Consider the following 19,950-nt stretch of genomic DNA (forward strand, 5'->3'; position numbering starts at 1 on the left):
TGCTAGTCCGCAATCCCTCAGACAGGCTCGTCGACTAAAGACAGGCTGTGGCGAAGAAAAGGAAAGAAGGGGGCCAATGCGGCCTTCACGACGGCCCCGCATCGTCTGCACCAGCGACGCCACGAACATGGACGGCATCGGCGATTGGTGGTTTCTCACCAAGTCTAACCCAACTTCATATCGTGGTCGGATAGCTTCAGCTCATCCCCGAACACATCGCTAAGCTTCAAATACCGCTCGCTAATCCAAATCGCGCAATCATAGCTCTGTTGGGGTAGATCCGGCCCATAGTGGCGCTCGCGATCATAGAGGGCCTTCATCTCTGTATGAATGCGCGTTCCTTCGTTAACCTTCTCCCAAATCTCTTGGAGAGCAGCACTGACAGACGGACGGAAGAGGAATTTGGCCTTATCCATAGCTGCGGCGAAGGTAGCCCGAACCTCATCATTGTATGACACCCATTCGCCATTCTGGACCGCTTTGAAGAGCAGATTGTTCGCCGCTGCGTAGACGGCGTACCGCTTCTCAAACAGCTCGTGGCGAAGGGTCAGTTCCGCAAGCGCGGTTTGCCGATCGAGTATCTCGGTTTGACGGGCAGCGACGGCCACTTGTTCGCGCTGAATTGCGACCTGGCGCAGGCCAACAATCACCGCTGCAATAACCGCCAACAGTCCGCTCGCAAGCGTCGCGAAGGCCTCCCAGCTAAGTCCTGTCCAGTCGATCATAGGAGGGGCTTGGCCTCTCGGCGTTCGCATTTCTAGACGTGGACCATGTTACCGTCAGGGACGAAGATGCCATCAAGCGCAAACGGCGGCTTCCCCATCTCCCTCACCATCTGTCCGTCGTAGCGGTTCACCACCGCTTCGCCGCCTCGCACACGCTTGGTCTCAGGAAAGATGAAGTGGTATTCGAAGTCCGTCGTCGTGAACGTGCCGCTGGGCGCGCCGGGCAAGTTGGCAAGCGTCGCCGACTTGGTGAGCGTGTCCATGAGGACCACCAGCTGCTGATCACCATCCCGGCAAACCAGCTTTAAGCGTGTGCTCGGTGTGACTGGCGCCTTCGTGCAGCCAGCTAGGGCCAAAAGCCCGATTATCAACGCCGCCTTCATCATCGGTGTCTCATTGCAACGTCCTGATGTTGTCCGCGAATGGGACGTCAGGGCTTTTTAAAGTCGCTGACCGCGCTCGGAGCGCCCGAGCGAGCACGGCAATTCGTGCTCTACAAAGCGGCAGCTTAGCTCGACATCGCGAATCCGTACGCGGTCGAATGTGTGCTCTCGGCCCTGTGCGGAAATTGGCAATGTCCACTAGAGACCGCAGCCAACTGCACGGCATCACCTGCTGTTGGCGAGGTCGTTCTGATGCGTAATGGTCAAGGTTACCCCTCGCTCGCTTCGGCACGCCGTTTCAACGCCCTTAGTCCAGGCTTGTTGAACCTCACCTTGGTTCCACCAGGACCGAGTTCAGCCTCGGCCGCGAAGTTGAAAATCGAGCCGAGGGCCGCAAGTGACGACTCTTCGGGGTCGCGGCTCTCCGTCCGCTGGAAAAGCCCTCTGGTGACGCCATGCACCCACTCGTGGGGGATTTCGATCGCGTCATCTTCGCCTTCTCTTCGCTGAGCCTCCAGAACAGTCTCAATAGCCCAGCTAGCGCGATCGACGTCATACAAGTACCGCTCAAGATCGCGCTCTGCACGGAGATCCTCATCATGGATCTTACGAAGAAAGCTCAGCGCATACCATGCAGCTCCGACCGCGCCCAAGGTTAGGAGTGCGCCACGAATGATCACGGCGAAGAAGGGCGATGCCAGCGGTTTGTTGGCTTGGATCATAATGAGCACTTCGTTGCCGCTCACGGCAGCGAAGCCTCCGAGGGTGGCGAAGATTGCCATGCAGACCACCATGATGAAGACACGCAGCATGGCTGTGTTTTTCGAAACGGCCGGCAATTTCTGACGCGACTTCAGCTCCGTCGTGATCGCATCGCGCATCTGCCGACGGGCGTGCATGTGTGATCTATCGTCAATCTCCTGCTTTCTTTTAGCGAGCGCTGCCTCCTCGTTGGCGATTACGCGTCGGGCATCCTGCATCTCGGCAACAATCAATGCACGCTCGGCGGCAGACTGCTCTTCGTGTTGTCTACGCCGCTCTTCAAGTTCTCGCTCGTTGCGTAGCCGCGCCTCCTCTGCATCGCGCACGATTTTCGTGTGTAAGTCAGTCAGGTCAGCCAACTGGCGCGCGTAGATGTCGCTGAAGTCCTTTGGTGCAGCGGCCGGCTTGATCTTGGAGGTGAACTCGCGTCGGTACTCATCAACAATCGCCGCAATTCGCACGGTCTTTTGCGCAAGGTTCGGCGCGTCATGGTTCTGCCGATAAGAATAGAACTCGGCTTCCCAGTTCGACGGTTCGCTCAAGTTCGGACTGCCAAACTTTGTAACCATACGGTGGAACACGACGGCGAAGCGATCGGACGTCAAACCGGCAGAAGTGACGAGCCTTGCTCCAACCACATCATGCAAGAGCGCGGACTTTGCTTCAGACGCGTTGCTGAATGAGCCCACACTGTAACCGCCAACGTTCAGGTTGAAGTCGGTCTCCAGCGCGTCGGCCATCCGCTCGAGAATCTCTAGAAGCTTCGCATCGTCTGGAGACGGGATGCGAAATGTGTTGTTGGCGTTCTGAGACATTCAGCCTCCCCCCGGAAGGAGGCTACACCGTTAAATGGAACTGGGGCGCCGATGCAAGCTTGCCGGCAAGATGGCAAGTGTTCGATTGTGCCGCGTTGGCTCGCCCGGTGGCGAGCGTCACCACGCTACCCGCAATCGCCAGGGTCTGGTTCTCGGCATAGCCGACTTCGTCGGGCGGCCAGACGGTGATCGCCCCCTCAAGGGCGGCTTTGCCGCCGCCTGCGGCGGTGCGCTCCGCGCCCCCTTGACCGCCCGCTCGCCGCCCGGCTTGGGCTCGGCAAGCGATTTAAGCCTAGCTAGGCGCGTCGCGCCTGCGGCTTAACCGCTAGCTTTTAGACGAACGCCCGGCCCGCCGGGCTTCGTCTCCCCAGCCTCCATAAAGACTACACCGGCATTCTCCAGCGCTCGGCGCACCGCCTCGACGTTAGCCGCAGTGCTCCTGCCAGGGCCGAGAGGCCCCTCCATGCGCCGAATAGTCGGCATAGAGAGCCCGGCAGCCTCGGCGAGGCGCGGCTGGCTCCAATCAACTAGCGCCCGGCCAGCCTTGATCTGCTCGGCCGTCAGCATGCGATCATCATTTTATGATGAAATTGCAGCATTTAATGTTGACCAAAGTGATGATTCATTGTACGAAAATGATAACCACTGAATCAGGATCTACGCTATGGGCCAACGTCGAAAGACGGGCGACGGCGCTCGCCTGCCTGCCATCTCACGTCGCGCTGTTATCGGCGCGACCGCCGTTCCGTTCGCGGGGTCTGTGCGGGGACTTCCGGCGCCCGGCGCCGTCGACATCCCCGCACAGTGCGCCGCCTGGGTCGCGGTGGACATGGAGATCAGCCGGCTCTGCAACCGCTGGGCCGAGTTGGAAGCCCTCGCCGCCAAGCAGTTCGACTATTTCAAGCTGACCGACGCCGAGATCAGCGCCTTGCCGATGGGGGCTGAGATGGACGCGGTGGACGCCGAGTGCCGACGCCTTGGCGATGTCTGTGAAGAGGCCTTGGGGCCTTTGGCCAAGTTGACGCCGCGCACGGTGCAGGACGCCACGGCCATGCTCGCCATCGCCTATCGCCTGCTGCGTTTGCAGGAAGACGAGCCCTGGCCCTTCGTGAAAAAGGCCTGGACCTTCCTCTCCAAGGCGCATTGCCCCGGCTGTGGCGAGCTCTACGCCCCCAAATCGTTGCCGGTTTTTACGCAATGATTTGGGACCAGACTCCCAGATCGTTGCGCGTGACCCACGGGTTCATTGCCGGTTTGGCACGGCTGGCCGTTCTGACCCGACAAAATTTCGCTCTCCGCTTTTCCTTCCCATTGACGTCCGGGGTATCCGGCGAGGTTTCCGGGGTTCGCCAAAGTTCTACGGCCGGGACCCCATCGCGCCCCGGCCCTCCTTTGACCTCTATCGGCGCGCCCCAAACCCTGTTGGCTCCAGTTGTGGAGCCAAGCATGGATGCGCCCTCTCCCCCGCCTACGCAGACCCTCACGCCAGCCAACGACGGCCCGCCGATCAGCGAGAAAGGCCAAGCCGCGCTGCTGACGCTCGCGCGTCTGATCGGCCGCCAGATCGCGCGCGAGGAGTTCGCCCGCCGTATGGCGGCGGCCAATGCCGAGACCGGCGACACCCCAGCTTGAAGGGAGCTTCCCGATGACCCGCGTTGCGCTTTACGCCCGCTATTCCGACGACAAGCAGTCGGCGGCTTCGATCGAGGATCAGTTTCGGGTCTGCCAGATTTACGCCGACCGTCAGGGATGGACACCGGCCGGGCGCTATTCGGACGCGGCGATCTCCGGTTCGACGATGATCCTTCGTCCGGGGGTTCGCTCCCTGTTGCATGAGGCGATGGCCGGCAAGTTCGATGTGGTCTTGGCCGAGGCCTTGGACCGGCTCAGTCGCGATCAGGAAGACATCGCCGCGCTCTTCAAGCGGCTGCGGTTCGCGGGCGTGCCGATCGTCACCCTATCCGAGGGCGAGATCAGCGAGTTGCACGTCGGGCTGAAGGGCACGATGAACGCCCTCTTCCTCAAGGAGCTTTCGGCCAAGACCCATCGGGGGCTTCGCGGTCGGGTGGAGGCCGGCAAGGCCAGCGGCAACAAGTGCTACGGCTACGGCGTCGTTCGCGCCTTCGACGCCGCCGGCAAGGTGACCACCGGCGAGCGCGAGATCATCCCCGAGCAGGCCGAGGTGGTCCGGGGTATTTTCCGCGACTATGCGGCCGGCAAGAGTCCACGTCAGATCGCCTTAGCGCTCAATGCGGCCGGCGTTCCGGCGCCGCGAGGGCGCGCTTGGGCGTCACAGACCATTCGCGGCAAATCGAATGGCGTCCATGGCATCCTCAACAACCCCCTCTATGTCGGTCGGATGGTCTGGAACCGGGCCAGGGATCTTCGCGACCCAGACACGGGCGGCGTCAGGCGCCGGGCCAATCCAGAGAGCGAATGGGTTCACGCCGAAGTGCCGCACCTGCGGATCGTCGATGACGCCCTATGGGAAGCCGCCAAGGCCCGTCAGGAGGAGTTCTCCCGCGTCTACGAGCAGGCGCTCACCGAGGGCAAGCGCCTGCTGGGCGCGGCGTCGGCGGCGCGGCGTCCATTGAACCTGCTGTCGGGCCTTGTGGCCTGTGGCGTCTGTGGAGCGGCGATCAGTCGTCGGGGCAATGGCCGCATGGCCTGCCTCGGCCACGCCACCGGCAAGGGCTGCACGAACAACACCACGGTCGTCGCCGACCGGCTGGAGGCGCGTGTTCTCTTGGGTCTCCGAGAACGGTTGCTGACGCCGCAGATCGCGGCCGAGGCGATGCGGTCATTTATCGAGGAGACCAACCGGCTCAACCATCAGCGCCGGGCGAACGAGGCGGTTGACCGTCAGCGATTGGACAAGGCTCGTAAGGCGTACAAGGGCCTCATGACCATGATCGAGCAAGGCGAGTACACGCCGGGGATGGTCTGTCGTCTTCGCGAGTTGGAGAACGAGGTCGCCGCCATTGAGGCGACCTTGGCCGAGGCCCCTCGCGATGTTCCCGACATACACCCCAACATCGCCGAGCTATACCGGCGCAAGGTCGAGCGGTTGACTGAAGCGCTCGCCGACCCCGACAATCGCACCGAGGCGGCGATAGCCCTACGGGGCTTGATCGAGAAGGTCGTGGTTACGCCAACCGGCCGGCGCGGCGAGCATGATGTTCGGTTGCTCGGGGATCTCGAAACGATCCTGGCTTGGGCCGAGGACCGTAAGGCCCTCATGCAAGCCCCGCTGAGGTTATCCTTTCGCCACGGAGGCGCAGGCGTAGCGGTGAAGGACTGTGAGGGGTCGCGCAAACGCAAACCGCCGCGACAGCGGTGAAGCTGTCGCGGCGGCCCTGATCTTCAACCCCTCATCCGGCCCTGACGGGCCACCTTCTCCCACAAGGGGAGAAGGAACCTACTCCGCCGCGTAGCTTTGCAGCGGACGAACGTCCAGGGCTTCGGCGGGGGCGCCGGCGATGGCTTGGGCGGCGGCCAGGGCGCCGGCCGAGGTCGTGTAGTACGGCACCTTCATCATCAGGGCCGTGCGGCGGATCTCGAAGCTGTCTTCCAGGGCCTGCTTGCCTTCGGTGGTGTTGAACACCAGCTGCACGCCGCCGTTCTTCATCACGTCGACGATGTGCGGACGGCCTTCCAGCACCTTCTTCACATGCTCGACCTGGACGCCCTGAGCGGCCAGATAGGCCTGGGTGCCCTCGGTCGATAGCACCTTGAAGCCGGCCGCCTGCAACAGCTTCACCGGCTCCACGATCCAGGGCTTGTCGCTTTCCTTGACCGAGACGAAGGCCGCGCCCTTGGTCGGCAGCTTGACGCCGCCGCCCAGCTGGCTCTTGGCGAAGGCGCGGGCGAAGGCGGGGGCCATGTCGGCCTCGCCCTCACGCTTCCAGTCCAGGCCCATGACCTCGCCGGTCGAGCGCATTTCCGGGCCCAGCACCGTGTCGACGCCGGCGAAGCGGGCGAACGGGAACACCGCTTCCTTGACCGCGATGTGGTCGTAGGGAACGTCCTTCAGGCCAAAGCTGGCCAGGCTCTCGCCGGCCATGATCTTGGCCGCGATGGCGGCCACCGGCTGCCCGATCGTCTTGGCCACGAACGGCACGGTGCGCGAGGCGCGCGGGTTCACTTCCAGCACATAGATACGCGGGTTGTCGCTGTGCGGCTCCTCGATGGCGAACTGCACGTTCATCAGGCCGCGGACGTTCAAAGCCAGAGCCATCTGCACCGTCTGGCGCTTCAGCTCCTCGACGGTTTCGGCCTTCAGCGAGAAGGGCGGCATCGAGCAGGCGCTGTCACCCGAGTGGACGCCGGCTTCCTCGATGTGCTCCAGCACGCCGGCCACGAACACGTCCTTGCCGTCGCACAGGGCGTCGACATCCACTTCCGTGGCGCGGCTCAGATAGTGATCCAAGAGGATCGGGTGCTCGAGCGAGATCTCGCCGGCCCCGGCGATGTAGCGCTCCATGGCTTCGTGATCACGGATGATCTCCATGCCCCGGCCGCCCAGCACGTAGGACGGACGCATCACGAACGGGAAGCCGATCTTGTCGCCCTCGGCGCGCGCCTCGTCCCAGCTGCGGGCGATGGCGTTTTCCGGCTGGGCGATGTTGAGACCGTTCAGCAGTTGCTGGAAGCGCTCGCGGTCCTCGGCCAGGTCGATGGCGTCGGGGCTGGTGCCCAGGATCGGCACGCCGGCCTCTTCCAGAGCGTGGGCCAACTTCAGCGGGGTCTGGCCGCCGAACTGGACGATGACGCCGGCCAACGTGCCCTTGCTCATTTCAACGTGCAGCAGCTCCAGCACGTCCTCGGCCGTCAGCGGCTCGAAGTACAGGCGGTCGGAGGTGTCGTAGTCGGTCGAGACGGTCTCGGGGTTGCAGTTGACCATGATCGACTCCACGCCGATCTGGTCCAGCGCGAACGCCGCGTGGCAGCAGCAGTAGTCGAACTCGATGCCCTGGCCGATCCGGTTGGGACCACCGCCCAGGATCACCGCCTTCTTGGCGGCCGACGGGTCGCTCTCGCACTCGGGGATCTGGCCCAGAGCCCCGAACTCGTAGGTCGAGTACATATAGGGCGTGGAGGCCAGGAACTCGCCGGCGCAGCTGTCGATGCGCTTGAACACCGGGCGCACATTCAGGGCCTGACGCGCGGCGCGCACGGCCTTTTCGGTGGAACCGGTCAGCTTGGCCAGGCGGGCGTCCGAGAAGCCTTGCGCCTTCAGCTCGCGGAAGCCTTGGGCGGTCTGCGGCAGGCCACCGGCCTTCACCCAGCCTTCCTGGCGGACGATCTCGGCGATCTGGCGCAGGAACCAGGGCTCATACGAACAGGCGGCGTTGACCTCGTCCACGGTCAGGCCGTGGCGGAAGGCCTGGGCGATGACGCGCAGGCGGTCGGGCGTGGGCGTGCCAAGAGCCCGGATCACCGCGGCCTTGCCGTTGTCGGGATCATCGGCGCCGGCGATCTCGACCTCGTCGAAGCCCGACAGGCCGGTCTCCAGACCGCGCAGGGCCTTCTGGACGCTTTCCTTGAAGGTGCGGCCGATGGCCATGACCTCGCCGACCGACTTCATGGCCGTGGTCAGCAGGGGCTCCGAGCCCGGATACTTCTCGAAGGCGAAGCGCGGGATCTTGGTGACGACGTAGTCGATGCTGGGCTCGAACGAGGCCGGGGTCGCGCCGCCGGTGATGTCGTTCTTCAGCTCGTCCAGGGTGTAGCCGACGGCCAGGCGCGCGGCGACCTTGGCGATCGGGAAGCCGGTGGCCTTGGACGCCAGGGCCGACGAACGCGAGACGCGCGGGTTCATCTCGATGACGACCATGCGGCCGTCGGCCGGATTGACGGCGAACTGCACGTTCGAGCCGCCGGTCTCCACGCCGATTTCGCGCAGCACGGCGATCGAGGCCGCGCGCATCCACTGGTATTCCTTGTCCGTCAGGGTCAGGGCCGGGGCGACGGTGATCGAGTCGCCGGTGTGGACGCCCATCGGGTCGATGTTCTCGATCGAGCAGACGATGATGCAGTTGTCCGCCTTGTCGCGGACGACCTCCATCTCGTACTCCTTCCAGCCGAGAACGCTCTCCTCGACCAGCACCTCGGTGGTCGGCGACAGGTCGAGGCCGCGCTCGACGATCTCCTTGAACTCCTCGACATTGTAGGCGATGCCGCCGCCGGTGCCGGCCAGGGTGAAGGACGGGCGGATGATCGCCGGCAGGCCGACGAACTCCAGGCCTTCCATGGCCTCGTCCAGGGTGTGGCAGGCGCGCGAGCGCGGGCTCTCGAGGCCCAGCTTGTCCATCGCGTCGCGGAACTTCTGGCGGTCCTCGGCCTTGTCGATCACCTCGGCCTTGGCGCCGATCATCTCGACGCCGAACTTGGCCAGCACGCCCTGCTCTTCCAGGGCCAGGGCCGTGTTCAGAGCCGTCTGGCCGCCCATGGTCGGCAGCAGCGCGTCGGGGCGCTCCTTCTCGATGATCTTGGCGACCATCTCCGGCGTGATCGGCTCGATATAGGTCGCGTCCGCCACGTCCGGATCGGTCATGATCGTGGCGGGGTTGGAGTTGACCAGGATGATCCGGTAGCCCTCGGCGCGCAGCGCCTTACAGGCCTGGACGCCCGAATAGTCGAACTCGCAGGCCTGACCGATGACGATCGGCCCCGCGCCGATGATCAGGATCGAGGAGATGTCTGTTCTCTTGGGCATGGCTAACTCGCGCAAAGACACGGTCGCGCACAACCGCGCGCCCGCTGTCGACCATCTTGCAGGTTAAGGCGCCCGTGTAGAGACGGAGTCGGTTTGGTGCAACCCCGCATGTTGGCGCAGGGTTAAGCGGGCGTTTTGGCGAACGCGGTTCAGGGTTGGCGAAGGCCGTGGAGCGGGACCTTAGCTTCGTCGGAGAAGGGTGGATGTTGGACAGGCCGCAGGCCCCCACCGGACCATGCTCCGCATGGTCGTCCGCCCCCGGAGGGGGCAGAAGGGTGCGTTCCCTTCTTCCCCCTCCGGGGGAGGAGCGCCGAAGGCGCGGAGGGGGCAAGTGTGGGTCGCTAGCAGTCTCCAGTATCCCTCCAGAAACCCGACCTTCCCGGCGAATGCCGGGATCCAGATCGAGCCCACTGACACTCATCCGTTCTGCGCGGAGCGATGGCGCGTCATCCCCAGCCGTTCCGGATGAATCTGGGCCCCGGCATTCGCCGGGGAAGTCGGGATAAAAGGGACGTGAAGCGGGCGATTTGACCTTCAGCCCTGGCTCGAGCCCGGAAATCCCGCCCCTCGCCGGAAGCCGGACATTTCGTAGGCGCCTCCCCCCTCCCCATCCGTCTAAAGCGGACCGGTTTCCGAAAAGGCGACGGGCGGCGGCGTCCGGTCTATGGTCGGCGGGTCGCCCATCTGGAGACCGTGCCATGACCCCCGTCATTTCCGCCTACAACTGGGTTCCGCCGCCCGCCCGCGGTCTGGTGCGCGACCTGCGGATTCGCTGGGCGCTGGAGGAGCTGGACCGGCCCTATACGGTCGAGACCGTGCTGCACCAGGACAAGTCCGCCTATCGCGCCAAGCAGCCGTTCGGCCAGGTGCCGGCCTTTGACGACGGCGAGGTCCAGTTGTTCGAGAGCGGCGCGATCGTGCTGCACATAGCCGAGCAGGATGAGCGACTGCTGCCCAGGGATCCGGCCGCCCGGGCCCGGGCGATCGGCTGGATGTTCTGCGCGCTGAACACGCTGGAGGTTCCGCTGCTGCAGCTGGCCGAGCTGAACATCTTCAGCGCCGGCCAGACCTGGACCGAGGGCGCGCGCCCCCGGGTGGAGCGTTGGGTGCGCCAGCGTCTGGGCGAACTGGCCGCACGACTGGGCGACAAGACCTATCTGGACGGCGAGACCTTCACCGCCGGCGACCTGCTGGTGGCTGACGTGCTGCGCCAGGTTCCGCAAGCCATGCTGGCCGAGACTCCGATCCTGGCGGCCTATCTGGCGCGCTGCACCGCCCGGCCGGCGTTCCAGAAAGCCCTGGCCGCCCAGCTGGCCGACCTTACCGGCCCGCCGCCGCCCGGCTGGGGCTGAGGCTGCCGGACGGCGCGGCGCCGGGCGCGGCGAACAGCCACGCTTCGGCCAGCAGCAGGTTGGGAACCCAGCACAGGAAGGCGATGGCGCGGTAGGCCTCGACGAACGGCAGCGGCCCCATCGCGGCCAGCGGCAGGTAGAGGCGCAGGGTGACCGCCGCCAGGGTCAGGGCGAAGGAGCGGATCATCCAGGCACGGTGCTCGGCGATGCGCCCCTGCACGGCCCGGCGCCAGGCCAGGGTCGTGGTGAGGATCCAGGCCACGCCCAGCAGGCCAAAGCCGGCGGTGGCGACCGGTCCCGCCGTGGCGCCCAGCGCCAGGGCAAGGCCGCCGATGCCGCCGGACAGGCAGCCCAGCACGTACACACGGCCTAGCAGCCGATGAGCGCGGGGCCAGCGCGCGCGGACGCCCGCCAGCATCTGGAACGGTCCGATCAGCAGGGCGGTCGCCGCCCCGGCCACGTGCAGGAAGAGGAACGGATCGACGAACCGGTTGGCCATCACATTGGTCGCCAGGGGTCCGATCCTGGGCAGGTAGCGATAGGCGGTCAGGGCGACCAGGAGGCTGAGGATCATCATCAGCATCCAGGCGGGACGGGTCAGGATTTTCGGCATGGTGGGGCTCCGGTTCGAGCCGAGATTGCAAGGGCCGCGACGCCGCGCTACGCCAACCGCGTGAGCGGCGCCTATTCTGCGCGAACGGCGCCAGGGGCGGATGATTGATGACTTCGACGGATCGCCGGGGCGCGCTGCAGCGCCTGGCTATCGACATCCTGCTGCTGACCGCGCTGGGTCTGGTGCTGGGCGTGCTGTCGCCTTTCGGCACCGCGCAGCTGTCTCCCGCAGAGCGCTTCATCTACTGGCTGCTGTCGATCGTCGGCGGCGGCCTGATCGGCGTGGCGGTCGACGAGGGGCTGGGACGCCGGATCGACGGCTTCGCGCGCCGCCTCGTCTTGGTGACCACGGTCATGACCCCGGTGGTCGTCGTCTGGGTGGCGCTGATCGAAATGATCTTCGGCCATGAGGCGTTCCGGCTGCCGCCGATGCTGTGGTTTCGCGTCTGGGTGATCAGCGGCCTGGTCATGACCGTGCGGATCCTGGCCTGGCGAAAGCCGGCCGCGCCCGCCCCGACGGTCGAGACCCGGGTCGTCGTGGCCCCGCCCCTGCCCGAGGCCGAGGCCGCGTTCCGCCAGCGCCTGTCGGCCAAGCGACGCGCGGCCCGGCTGATCGCCGTCGAGGCCCATGACCACTATCTGCGGGTCCATACCGATGCGGGCGTCGAGCTTCTGACCCTGCGGTTCTCGGACGCGCTCGCCGAGCTGTCCGGCGCCCACGGCTTCCAGACCCATCGCTCCTGGTGGGTGGCCGGCGAGGCGATCGAGGCGGCGCAGTGGCGGCGCGGCGCGGGCGAGCTGACGCTCACCGGCGGGCTGGTCGCTCCCGTCAGCCGACGACACGCCCCTATCCTGCGGGCGGCCGGCTGGCTTTAGTGTCGCCCGACGGCTGAGTGTCGTGCGCCGGATCGGCCGGCGCCGCCCACGCGCCGCCGGACTTGCCCAGGTCATAGCCCAGGGTGAACAGCGCCCGCCGCCCCTCCGACGCGAAGTCCAGCCCCGAGAAGTCGCCCTTGGCGTCGTCGGGAATGGCCGTGTAGCGGAACACCCCGCCGTTGCGCCGGGTGAAGGCGGCGTTGGCCGTCAGGTGGGTGCGCATCTGGGCCTTGTTCATGGCGATCCACGAGCGGCCCAGGATCGACAGGGTGTCGCCCTTGGTGAAGCCAAAGCCGCCGTCGATCTGGCCGTTGACGATCACCGACACCTCGCCGGGCCCGGTCTGGTCGCGTCCCGGCAGGATCGACAGCAGCAGGGTCTCGGGCGCGACGAAGAACGGGGTGGTGACGCTGCCGTCGACATGCATCTCCGAGAGCCGGCGATTGGAGCCCTCGACCTCGATCAGGCTGGGCGGGAAGACGCCGGGGATGCTGGCCGAGGCGACCAGCACGTCGCGAAACAGCTGCAGGGCCGCCGCGTCGCCGCGCGAGGCGATGGCCCCCATGTCCCAGATCATCGCCTCTTCGGTGTCGAGATTGGTGGTGGCGATCATCAGCCGCCGGCCCTTGGCGTGCTCGATGGCCACCGCATAGAGCAGCGGCGGGTCGACATATTTGGCCACCAGGTCGCGCAGGGCGTTGTTGCGGAAGATGCTGGGCGTGAAGAACAGGTCCAGGCCCCGCCGCTCCAGGATGCGATCGGCGGCCTGGCTGGTGTAGGCCTCGGTCAGGCGGCGATCCCAGTCCTTGCCCAGATAGGCGAAGGGCGCGGTCAGGGCGCCGGTCGAGACGCCGGTGACGATGTCGAAGTCGGGGCGGTTCCCCGCCGCCGTCCAGCCGACCAGCACGCCCGCGCCATAGGCTCCGTTCGAGCCGCCGCCCGAGATGGCCAGCACATTGACCTTGCGCCCGGCGGTGTGGCTGTGGACGTCCTTCGCGAAGCTGAGGCCGGCGGCGGCGTCGGCGGCGCTGAAGCGAACGTCGGAGAGCCCGCTCGGCGCGACGGCGCCGAGGTCCTGGGCCGTAAAGGCCTCGCGCGACACCGTCCCGCAGGCCGACAGCAGCAGGCCCGCCATCACGACGGCCAGGACGCGAAAGCCCCGCATGGAAAGCGTCTCCGAAAAGGCTGGCTGAGCATTAGCCGCACTGCGCCTTCAAGGGAATTGTCGGGCGGCGGAAAACGTCAGGGGCGTCCTCGCCCTTCGACAAGCTCAGGGTGAGGACGACTGTCGGCCCCGGCTCGCACAAAATCCTCATCCTGAGCTTGTCCCCCGGGACCGACCGGAGGTCGGCCCGAGGATAAACTCCGGACGAGGATTTCCATCCGGACCAGCGCCCGCACGCAACGCGAACACCCCCAAACGAAAACAGGCCGGCGCAAGCGCCGGCCTGTCGTCTTTAGAACCCGTGGGCTCGCTGCGGGCTTTACGCCGCTTGCAGCTGGCCGGCCGAGGTCTTGCCGCTGCGGCGGTCGACTTCCGGCTCGTACGAGATCTTCTGGCCTTCGTTCAGCGAACCCAGGCCCGAGCGTTCAACGGCCGAGATGTGGACGAAGATGTCCGAACCGCCGTTGTCGGGTTGGATGAAGCCGAAGCCCTTGGTGGAGTTGAACCACTTCACGGTTCCAGTCGCCATGGGGATGTTCCTTGTAGGCATAGGTGTTCGTCGTCCGGAACGCCCGGTCGACGATCAAATTTCGTTGGAAGTCGGTAGGCGCGTCCGGCGCTCCCGGTCCGGGAGCAAGGAAAAGCAGGCCGAGCGGCAGCGAATTCGATACGACCATAAACACGATATTTCTGGGGATATCAAGAAAAATACCGCCTGACGACTTTTCAGCTATTTCTCCAGATCGCGAATTCTATCGAGAATATCTTGCAGGCGCGCGCCCGCATCCCGCCCGCGCTGAAACCTTAAGGGCCTTGCCAGACTCCTTTTTGCAATTCATTCTCAACTGCATCATCGCGAAGGAGACGACGATGGTTCTGAGAATGACGGGCGCCAGCTGGCTGGCCGCGATGATGCGGGTCGAGCGCGAGGAGAGCGGCGAACTGAACGACGACGCCTGGCTGCTGTTCGGCCCCAGCGACCCGGCGGTGGTCGAGCCCCGGGAGCCGTCTTCGGACGACTAGGGCTTTCTCCGATCAGCATGAGGCGGTGATCGGATCGAAGAACGCCCTAAACTACTGAAAGAGAGCCCTACCCCGTGAACGGCCAGAACCAGGCGATCAGCCACGGCGCGACCAACAGGATCAGGATCGTCAGCGGCGCGCCCAGCCGCGCATAGTCGCCGAAGCGATAGCCGCCGGGCCCCAGCACCAGCGTGTTGCACTGGTGGCCGACCGGGGTGAGGAAATCACAGCCCGCGCCGACCGCCACGGCCATCAGGAACGGATCGGGCGACAGGCCCAGCCGCTGGGCCACGCCCATGCCGATCGGCGCGGCGATCAGCACGGTGGCGGCGTTGTTCAGGAACGGCGTCGCGGCCATGGCCACCGCCATCATCGCCGTCAGGGTGGCGATCGGGGGCAAGCCGTGGAAGGCGCCCGACAGCCAGCTGGCGATCAGGTCGGCGCCGCCGGTCTTCTGCACCGTGTCGCTGACCGGAATCAGCGCGGCCACCAGCACCAGCACCGGCGCCTCGAGCGCCGCGTAGGCCTCGCGCATGCGCAGGGCGCCGCAAGCCACGACCAGCACCGCCGCGCCGAAGAAGCCGCCGGCCACCGGCACGACGCCGGTCGCGACCAGAGCCATGGCCACGGCCAGGATGATCACCGGCAGCAGGGCGTGACGCACCCCGCCCAGCCGCACCTCGCGCTCGGCCAGGGGCAACAGGCCCAGGGCCTGCAGCGCCGCCGGCAGCGACTGCTCGCTCCCCTGCAGGACGAGAATGTCGCCCGCCCGCAGACGGATGGTCGCCAGGCGTCCGGTCATCCGATGGCCGCTGCGCGAAACGCCCAGCAGGTTGACGCCATGGACGTGGCTGAGGGTCAGGCTGCGGGCGGACTCGCCGATCAGGTCGCTTTCGCCGCCGATCACCGCCTCGACCACCCGCACCTCGTCGGTCGGCTCGCTCATCGCCACCGGCCGATCGGCGTCGCTGAGCCGCAGCTTGGCCGCGACGATCAGCTGGTTGAGTTCCTGCTGCTCGCCCTCCAGCAGGAGGATGTCGCCCGGATGGATCTTCAGGTTGGAGTGCGGCGACTCCAGCCGCTTACGGCCACGCAGGATGGCGATCACCGACACCGCGCCGTCGGCGGCCTTCTTCAGCGCGCCGACGGTGTTGGCGTGAAAGCTCCAGTCGTCGGGGACGGCGACCTCGGTGACATAGGCCTTGGCGGCCAGGGCCGCGTCGACATCGATCGCCGCCTGGCGCGAGCGGGGCAGCAGGCGGTAGCCCACCGTCAGATAGGCGATGGCGATCAGAGTCAGGATCCCGCCGACCGGCAGGAAGTCGAACATCTTGAACGGCTCGCCCAACGCTTCCTGGCGCACCTCCGAGACGATGATGTTGGGCGAGGTGCCGACCAGCACCGCCAAGCCGCCGACCAGGGAGGCGAACGCCATCGGCATCAGCAGGCGGCCGGGCGACACGCCGGTGCGCTTGGCGATCTGCAGGGCGCTGGGCATCATCAGGGCCAGGGCCCCGACATTCTTGGTGGCCATCGACAGCACCGCCGTCGCGCCGGCCAGCACGGGAACCTGGCTGCGCTCGTCCTTCAGCTTGGGCAGCAGCGGGGCCATGACCATGTCGACGAAGCCGCTGCGGGCCACGGCGGCGGACAGCACCAGGGCGCTGGCGATGATGATGACGATGTCGTTGGCGAAGCCGTCGAACGCGGCCTTCACCGGGATCAGGCCCAGCGCCATGCCGGCGGCCAGCGCGGCCAGGGCGATCAGGTCATAACGCCACCGCCCCCAGATGAAGGCGATCACGGTCGCGCCGATCAGCGCGAAGGCCAGGCTCTGCTGCAATGTCACGAAACGGGTTCCCCGAAGCTACGCCTCCGGGAAACGAGCGAGGCCGAAACGGGTTCAGCGGGATTTGGCGGGGGGGCGAAGGTCGGGTTTCTGGATCGGTCCTTAGGGCCGCTTTCGACCCTGAGGGGACAGTTCGAAAATCCTCCCCCCAAGGGGGAGGAGGCCGAAGGCCGGAGGGGGAAGTTCTGCCGAGCCGGCTTCTTCCCCCTCCGTCGGCTTCGCCGACACCTCCCCCGCTAGGGGGAGGATTGGTCCGCTCACCACTCGTAGCGGCCTACGGCGAGGTCCGCTTCTGACCCTTACCCCTAGACCAGCGCTTTGCGGGCTGCTTCCCAGTATTGCGCGCCGGTGACCAGGGTCACGGCGGTGGCCAGCCACAGCAGGCCGTGGGCGACCAGCGTGAAGCCGCCCACCAGGCTAGGCTCGGGCGGAAGGTCGAAGGCGCTCCACGAGGCCAGGATCATCTCGGCGCCGATCGCCACCAGCTGCAGGGTGGTCTTCCACTTGGCCAGCAGCGTGACCGGCAGCTTGACGCCCTTGCCGGCCCCGACCTCGCGCAGGGCGCTGACGGTGAATTCGCGGAACAGGATCAGGCCGGCCGGCAGCACGACCATGGCGTTGGGACCCAGGGCCATCAGGCCCAGGAGCGCGCCGCAGACCAGGATCTTGTCGCCGATCGGGTCGAGGATCGCGCCCCAGACGCTGACCGCGTCCAGCTTGCGCGCCAGCCAGCCGTCGACGAAGTCGGTCACCGCGGCCACCACGAAGGCGTAGAAGGCCCAGCGCTCGAGGCGAAACTGGGTCTCGGCCGTCAGCTGTTCGCTCACATACGGCACGGCCCCGGCCGCCGCCGCCAGGGCGATGAACATGAACAACGCCATCACGAGGCGCGAGCTGGTCAGGATGTTGGGCAACGCTTTCATGCGGGTTTCATAACGCACAAAACGGGCAAAGGGATACCGGGCGCGCACCGGCTTCGCCGCAGTTAGCCGAGATGACGGATTTTTCGGACGCCGGACGCGACGCCCTCGGATATACAAAGCTGGAGAGCGATGCGGCGCTCTTGTCGACGCGGGCGCACCCCGGCATGCCAGGGCTCGGAACGGCGGAACACGGTCTGCGCCAGGGCGTCAGCTCGGTGCGCGGCCGCCTTGTGCTTCTGACCGTAAGCCTGCTGATTCCGGCCCTGCTGGCGATGGGGTTCCTGCTGGCCAGCGCCGACCGCGAGTCGCGCGGGCGTCTTTATCAGCAGTTGGTGACCACCGGCCGGGCCCTGAACGGCGCCGTTGACCGCCAGGCCGCCACCGGCGTCTCGGTGGCCGAAACCCTGGCCACCGACCAGGCCCTGATCGACGGCGACTGGGCCGCCTTCCACGCCCGGGCGCGCCGCGCCATGGAGCGCCGCTCCGGCTGGATCGTGGTGGCCGACGCCAACGGCCAGCAGGTCATCAACACGCTGGTGCCTTACGGAAACCCTCTGCCCCGCATCCAGCGCACGCGTGAGGAGACCGAAGCCTTCTCGGCGGGCCGCAACAAGGTCTCGGACCTTCTGAACGGCCCGGTCGCCGGCAAGCCGGTGATCACCGTCGGCACGCCGATCACGGTGAAGGGGCAGTTCTATGTACTGTCCTATGTCGTGGAATCGGCCTCGTTCGCCTCGGTGTTCCGCCAGCAGCGCGTGCCGGACAGCTGGGTGGCGACCCTGCTCGACAACAAGCAGCGCGTCATCGTCCGCTCGCGGCTGAACGAGAAATTCACCGGCGCCCAGGCCTCGGCCGACATGACCGAGAACCTGCGCCACTCCACCGAGGGGGTGAACAAGAGCGTCTCGCTGGAAGGCGTGCCGACCATGGTCGCCTATACCCGCTCGCCCCAGACCGGCTGGACCCTGGTGGTGGCCATTCCGCGCAAGGAGCTGGCCAGCACGGTGAACCGCTCGGTGGCGGTGGGAACCGGGGTCTTCCTGCTGCTGCTGGTGCTGGGGGTCTGGCTGTCGCTGGTCTATTCGCGACGCATCAACCGCGACATGCGGCGGCTGGTGCAGGACGCCTCGGCGATCGGACGGGGCGAGACGTTGCGGCCCGCCCCGCGCGACAGCCTGGAAGAGATCGCCGCCGTCCACGCCGCCCTGCTGACCGCCTCCGACGAGCTGAAGGCCCGGGAAGAGCGGCAGGGCGTGATGATCAACGAGCTGAACCACCGGGTGAAGAACACCCTGGCCACGGTGCAGGCCCTGGCCCGGCAGACCTTCGCCAAGGTCGACGGCGCGCCGCTGAGCGTCTTCACCGACCGCCTGATCGCCCTGTCCGGCGCCCACGACCTCTTGACCCGCACCGGCTGGCGCGAGGCCGACATGGCGGCCCTGGTGGCGGCCAGCCTCGGCGCGCACACCGACCGGGTGGACCGCGCGGGCCCGACCGTGGCGCTGGCGCCGCACACGGCGGTGGGCCTGTCGATGGTGTTCCACGAACTGGCCACCAACAGCGCCAAGTATGGCGCGCTGTCGGTCCCGAACGGCCGGGCGGCCCTGACCTGGCGGCTCGATCCGGTGACCGATGTGCTGTCGTTTGTCTGGCGCGACATCGGCGGGCCGCCGGTGACGCCGCCCACCGCCCCGGGCTTTGGCACGCGCCTGATCGAAAGCTCCATCCGGCGCGAGCAGAAGGGCCAGGCGCGGTTTGACTTCCAGCCCGAGGGCCTGGTGTTCGAGGCCTCGCTGCCGCTGCCCGAGGCGGTGCGCTGGAGCAATCCGGTCTGATGGTTCTGGCCTCGGTCGACACGACCGCCCTGCTGGCCGCGTTTATTCAGGACGAGCGCCTGCCGCCCACGTTCGCCGCCCTGGCGGAGCATCTGCATCTTCCCCTTGCGGCGCGTATCGCCAACTGGGCGCAAGCCCCCCGAGACCGGCCTCTGGTGGTCGGCGTGTGCGGTCCGCAAGGCTCGGGCAAGTCGACCCTGGCCCTGCTCCTGACGCGGCTGCTCAAGGCGCGGGGACGACGAACCGCCAACCTTTCGCTCGACGATCTCTACCTGCCGCGCGCCGCCCGAGAGCGCCTGGCCCGCGACGTCCACCCGCTGGTGAGAACGCGCGGGGTCCCCGGCACGCATGACCCGACGCTGGGCCTGGCGGTGCTGGACGCCTTGGCGAGGCCGGGTCGCACGCCGCTGCCCCGCTTCGACAAGGCCGCCGACGACCGTGCGCCCGAAGCGGACTGGCCCGTGTTCGAGGGACCGGCGGATGTCATCCTTCTGGAAGGCTGGTGCGTGGGCGCGCGGCCGCAGCCGCAAGAGCCCCTCGCCGCCCCGGTCAACGCCCTGGAAGCCGGCGAAGACCCCGATGGCGTCTGGCGCGGATACGCCAACAACGCGCTCGCCGGCCCCTATCGCCCCCTCTTCAACCGCCTCGACCGCCTTGTGCTGCTGACCGCGCCGGACTTCGCCACCGTCCGCGCCTGGCGCGGCGAGCAAGAGGCCAAGCTGCGGGAGCGCCTGGCCGCCGAGGGCCGCGACGCGGCGCAGACGATGGACGACACCGCCCTCGACCGCTTCCTGGCGCACTATCAGCGCCTGACCGAATGGATCGCTCAGGATCTGCCCAAACACGCCGATGTGACGGTCCGACTGGACGCCCACCGCTGGCCCATGGAAACGCACGGCCTATAGTGGCCCG

18 protein-coding genes and 2 pseudogenes are annotated in these 19,950 nt (G+C 66.7%); 11 read left to right on the plus strand and 9 right to left on the minus strand.

Features of this window, described 5'->3' with window-relative positions:
* Positions 1–164: 164 nt before the first annotated feature.
* The 3 genes from CA606_RS14630 to CA606_RS14640 form a co-directional block, all read right to left on the minus strand.
* Entirely contained in the window at positions 165–725 is a 561-nt protein-coding gene (locus tag CA606_RS14630) for a hypothetical protein (protein ID WP_096050453.1), read from the minus strand.
* A 32-nt stretch (positions 726–757) separates the two neighbouring features.
* A complete protein-coding gene (locus CA606_RS14635; RefSeq protein ID WP_096050452.1) occupies positions 758–1,111 on the minus strand; it encodes a hypothetical protein in 354 nt (117 codons plus the stop codon).
* Positions 1,112–1,377: 266 nt separating this feature from the next.
* Positions 1,378–2,685 carry a hypothetical protein gene (locus tag CA606_RS14640; protein WP_096050451.1) on the minus strand — a complete coding sequence of 436 codons (1,308 nt, stop codon included), beginning with the start codon at positions 2,683–2,685 and terminating at the stop codon, positions 1,378–1,380.
* A 664-nt stretch (positions 2,686–3,349) separates the two neighbouring features.
* Here CA606_RS14640 and CA606_RS14645 point away from each other — a divergent pair.
* From CA606_RS14645 to CA606_RS14655, 3 genes are all read left to right on the plus strand, one after another.
* A complete protein-coding gene (locus CA606_RS14645; RefSeq protein WP_096050449.1) occupies positions 3,350–3,886 on the plus strand; it encodes a hypothetical protein in 537 nt (178 codons plus the stop codon).
* A 245-nt stretch (positions 3,887–4,131) separates the two neighbouring features.
* Positions 4,132–4,317, plus strand: coding sequence for a hypothetical protein (locus CA606_RS14650; protein ID WP_096050448.1), 186 nt, complete (start codon positions 4,132–4,134; stop codon positions 4,315–4,317).
* Between the two features lie 13 nt (positions 4,318–4,330).
* On the plus strand, positions 4,331–6,025 hold the full coding sequence (locus tag CA606_RS14655) for a recombinase family protein (protein ID WP_096050447.1): 1,695 nt from the start codon (positions 4,331–4,333) through the stop codon (positions 6,023–6,025).
* Positions 6,026–6,103: 78 nt separating this feature from the next.
* Here CA606_RS14655 and carB read toward each other — a convergent pair whose 3' ends face one another.
* Positions 6,104–9,403: a carbamoyl-phosphate synthase large subunit gene (gene carB / locus CA606_RS14660; RefSeq protein ID WP_096050446.1), complete on the minus strand. Its 3,300-nt coding sequence runs from the start codon at positions 9,401–9,403 to the stop codon at positions 6,104–6,106.
* A gap of 386 nt (positions 9,404–9,789) precedes the next feature.
* Between carB and CA606_RS14665 the strand changes: the two genes are divergently transcribed.
* Both CA606_RS14665 and CA606_RS14670 read left to right on the plus strand, forming a co-directional pair.
* Positions 9,790–9,909, plus strand: coding sequence for a hypothetical protein (locus CA606_RS14665; protein WP_096050444.1), 120 nt, complete (start codon positions 9,790–9,792; stop codon positions 9,907–9,909).
* 192 nt (positions 9,910–10,101) lie between these two features.
* Complete coding sequence (locus CA606_RS14670) at positions 10,102–10,755, plus strand: glutathione S-transferase family protein (RefSeq protein ID WP_096050443.1); 654 nt, start codon at positions 10,102–10,104, stop codon at positions 10,753–10,755.
* Here CA606_RS14670 and CA606_RS14675 read toward each other — a convergent pair.
* Positions 10,724–11,368, minus strand: coding sequence for a DUF2306 domain-containing protein (locus tag CA606_RS14675; RefSeq protein ID WP_096050442.1), 645 nt, complete (start codon positions 11,366–11,368; stop codon positions 10,724–10,726). The genes CA606_RS14670 and CA606_RS14675 overlap by 32 nt on opposite strands.
* A gap of 107 nt (positions 11,369–11,475) precedes the next feature.
* On the opposite strand from CA606_RS14675, the gene CA606_RS14680 reads away from it, so the two are divergent.
* Complete coding sequence (locus tag CA606_RS14680) at positions 11,476–12,243, plus strand: LytTR family DNA-binding domain-containing protein (protein WP_096050441.1); 768 nt, start codon at positions 11,476–11,478, stop codon at positions 12,241–12,243.
* Here the strand turns inward: CA606_RS14680 and CA606_RS14685 are convergent.
* Positions 12,215–13,408, minus strand: coding sequence for a patatin-like phospholipase family protein (locus tag CA606_RS14685; protein WP_096050440.1), 1,194 nt, complete (start codon positions 13,406–13,408; stop codon positions 12,215–12,217). The two genes, CA606_RS14680 and CA606_RS14685, sit on opposite strands and share 29 nt — an antisense overlap.
* Positions 13,409–13,497: 89 nt before the next feature.
* Here CA606_RS14685 and CA606_RS20665 point away from each other — a divergent pair.
* Positions 13,498–13,605, plus strand: a pseudogene (locus CA606_RS20665) (hypothetical protein); the annotation flags it as partial.
* Between the two features lie 122 nt (positions 13,606–13,727).
* Here the strand turns inward: CA606_RS20665 and CA606_RS14690 are convergent.
* The gene (locus CA606_RS14690) at positions 13,728–13,937 is read right to left on the minus strand and encodes a cold-shock protein (protein ID WP_062095728.1); all 210 of its coding nucleotides are present in this window, start codon (positions 13,935–13,937) and stop codon (positions 13,728–13,730) included.
* 341 nt (positions 13,938–14,278) lie between these two features.
* Here CA606_RS14690 and CA606_RS14695 point away from each other — a divergent pair, with 341 nt between their 5' ends.
* Positions 14,279–14,431, plus strand: coding sequence for a hypothetical protein (locus tag CA606_RS14695; protein ID WP_181242605.1), 153 nt, complete (start codon positions 14,279–14,281; stop codon positions 14,429–14,431).
* Between the two features lie 67 nt (positions 14,432–14,498).
* Here the strand turns inward: CA606_RS14695 and CA606_RS14700 are convergent, their stop codons facing one another.
* Positions 14,499–16,280 (minus strand): SLC13 family permease, encoded by a 1,782-nt coding sequence (locus CA606_RS14700; RefSeq protein WP_096050438.1) that lies wholly within the window; start codon positions 16,278–16,280, stop codon positions 14,499–14,501.
* A 62-nt stretch (positions 16,281–16,342) separates the two neighbouring features.
* Between CA606_RS14700 and CA606_RS14705 the strand changes: the two are divergent.
* A pseudogene (locus CA606_RS14705) lies at positions 16,343–16,539 on the plus strand (hypothetical protein); the annotation flags it as partial.
* Positions 16,540–16,585: 46 nt separating this feature from the next.
* Here the strand turns inward: CA606_RS14705 and pgsA are convergent.
* The gene (pgsA, locus tag CA606_RS14710) at positions 16,586–17,203 is read right to left on the minus strand and encodes a CDP-diacylglycerol--glycerol-3-phosphate 3-phosphatidyltransferase (RefSeq protein ID WP_096050437.1); all 618 of its coding nucleotides are present in this window, start codon (positions 17,201–17,203) and stop codon (positions 16,586–16,588) included.
* Between the two features lie 164 nt (positions 17,204–17,367).
* Between pgsA and CA606_RS14715 the strand changes: the two genes are divergently transcribed.
* A complete protein-coding gene (locus tag CA606_RS14715) occupies positions 17,368–19,038 on the plus strand; it encodes an HWE histidine kinase domain-containing protein (RefSeq protein WP_096053766.1) in 1,671 nt (556 codons plus the stop codon).
* Positions 19,038–19,943, plus strand: coding sequence for a kinase (locus tag CA606_RS14720; protein WP_096050436.1), 906 nt, complete (start codon positions 19,038–19,040; stop codon positions 19,941–19,943). Before CA606_RS14715 ends, CA606_RS14720 begins: the two co-directional genes overlap by 1 nt.
* Positions 19,944–19,950: the final 7 nt, after the last annotated feature.

The sequence above is a fragment of the Caulobacter vibrioides genome, from assembly GCF_002310375.3.
Classification (GTDB): Bacteria; Pseudomonadota; Alphaproteobacteria; order Caulobacterales; family Caulobacteraceae; genus Caulobacter; species Caulobacter vibrioides_D.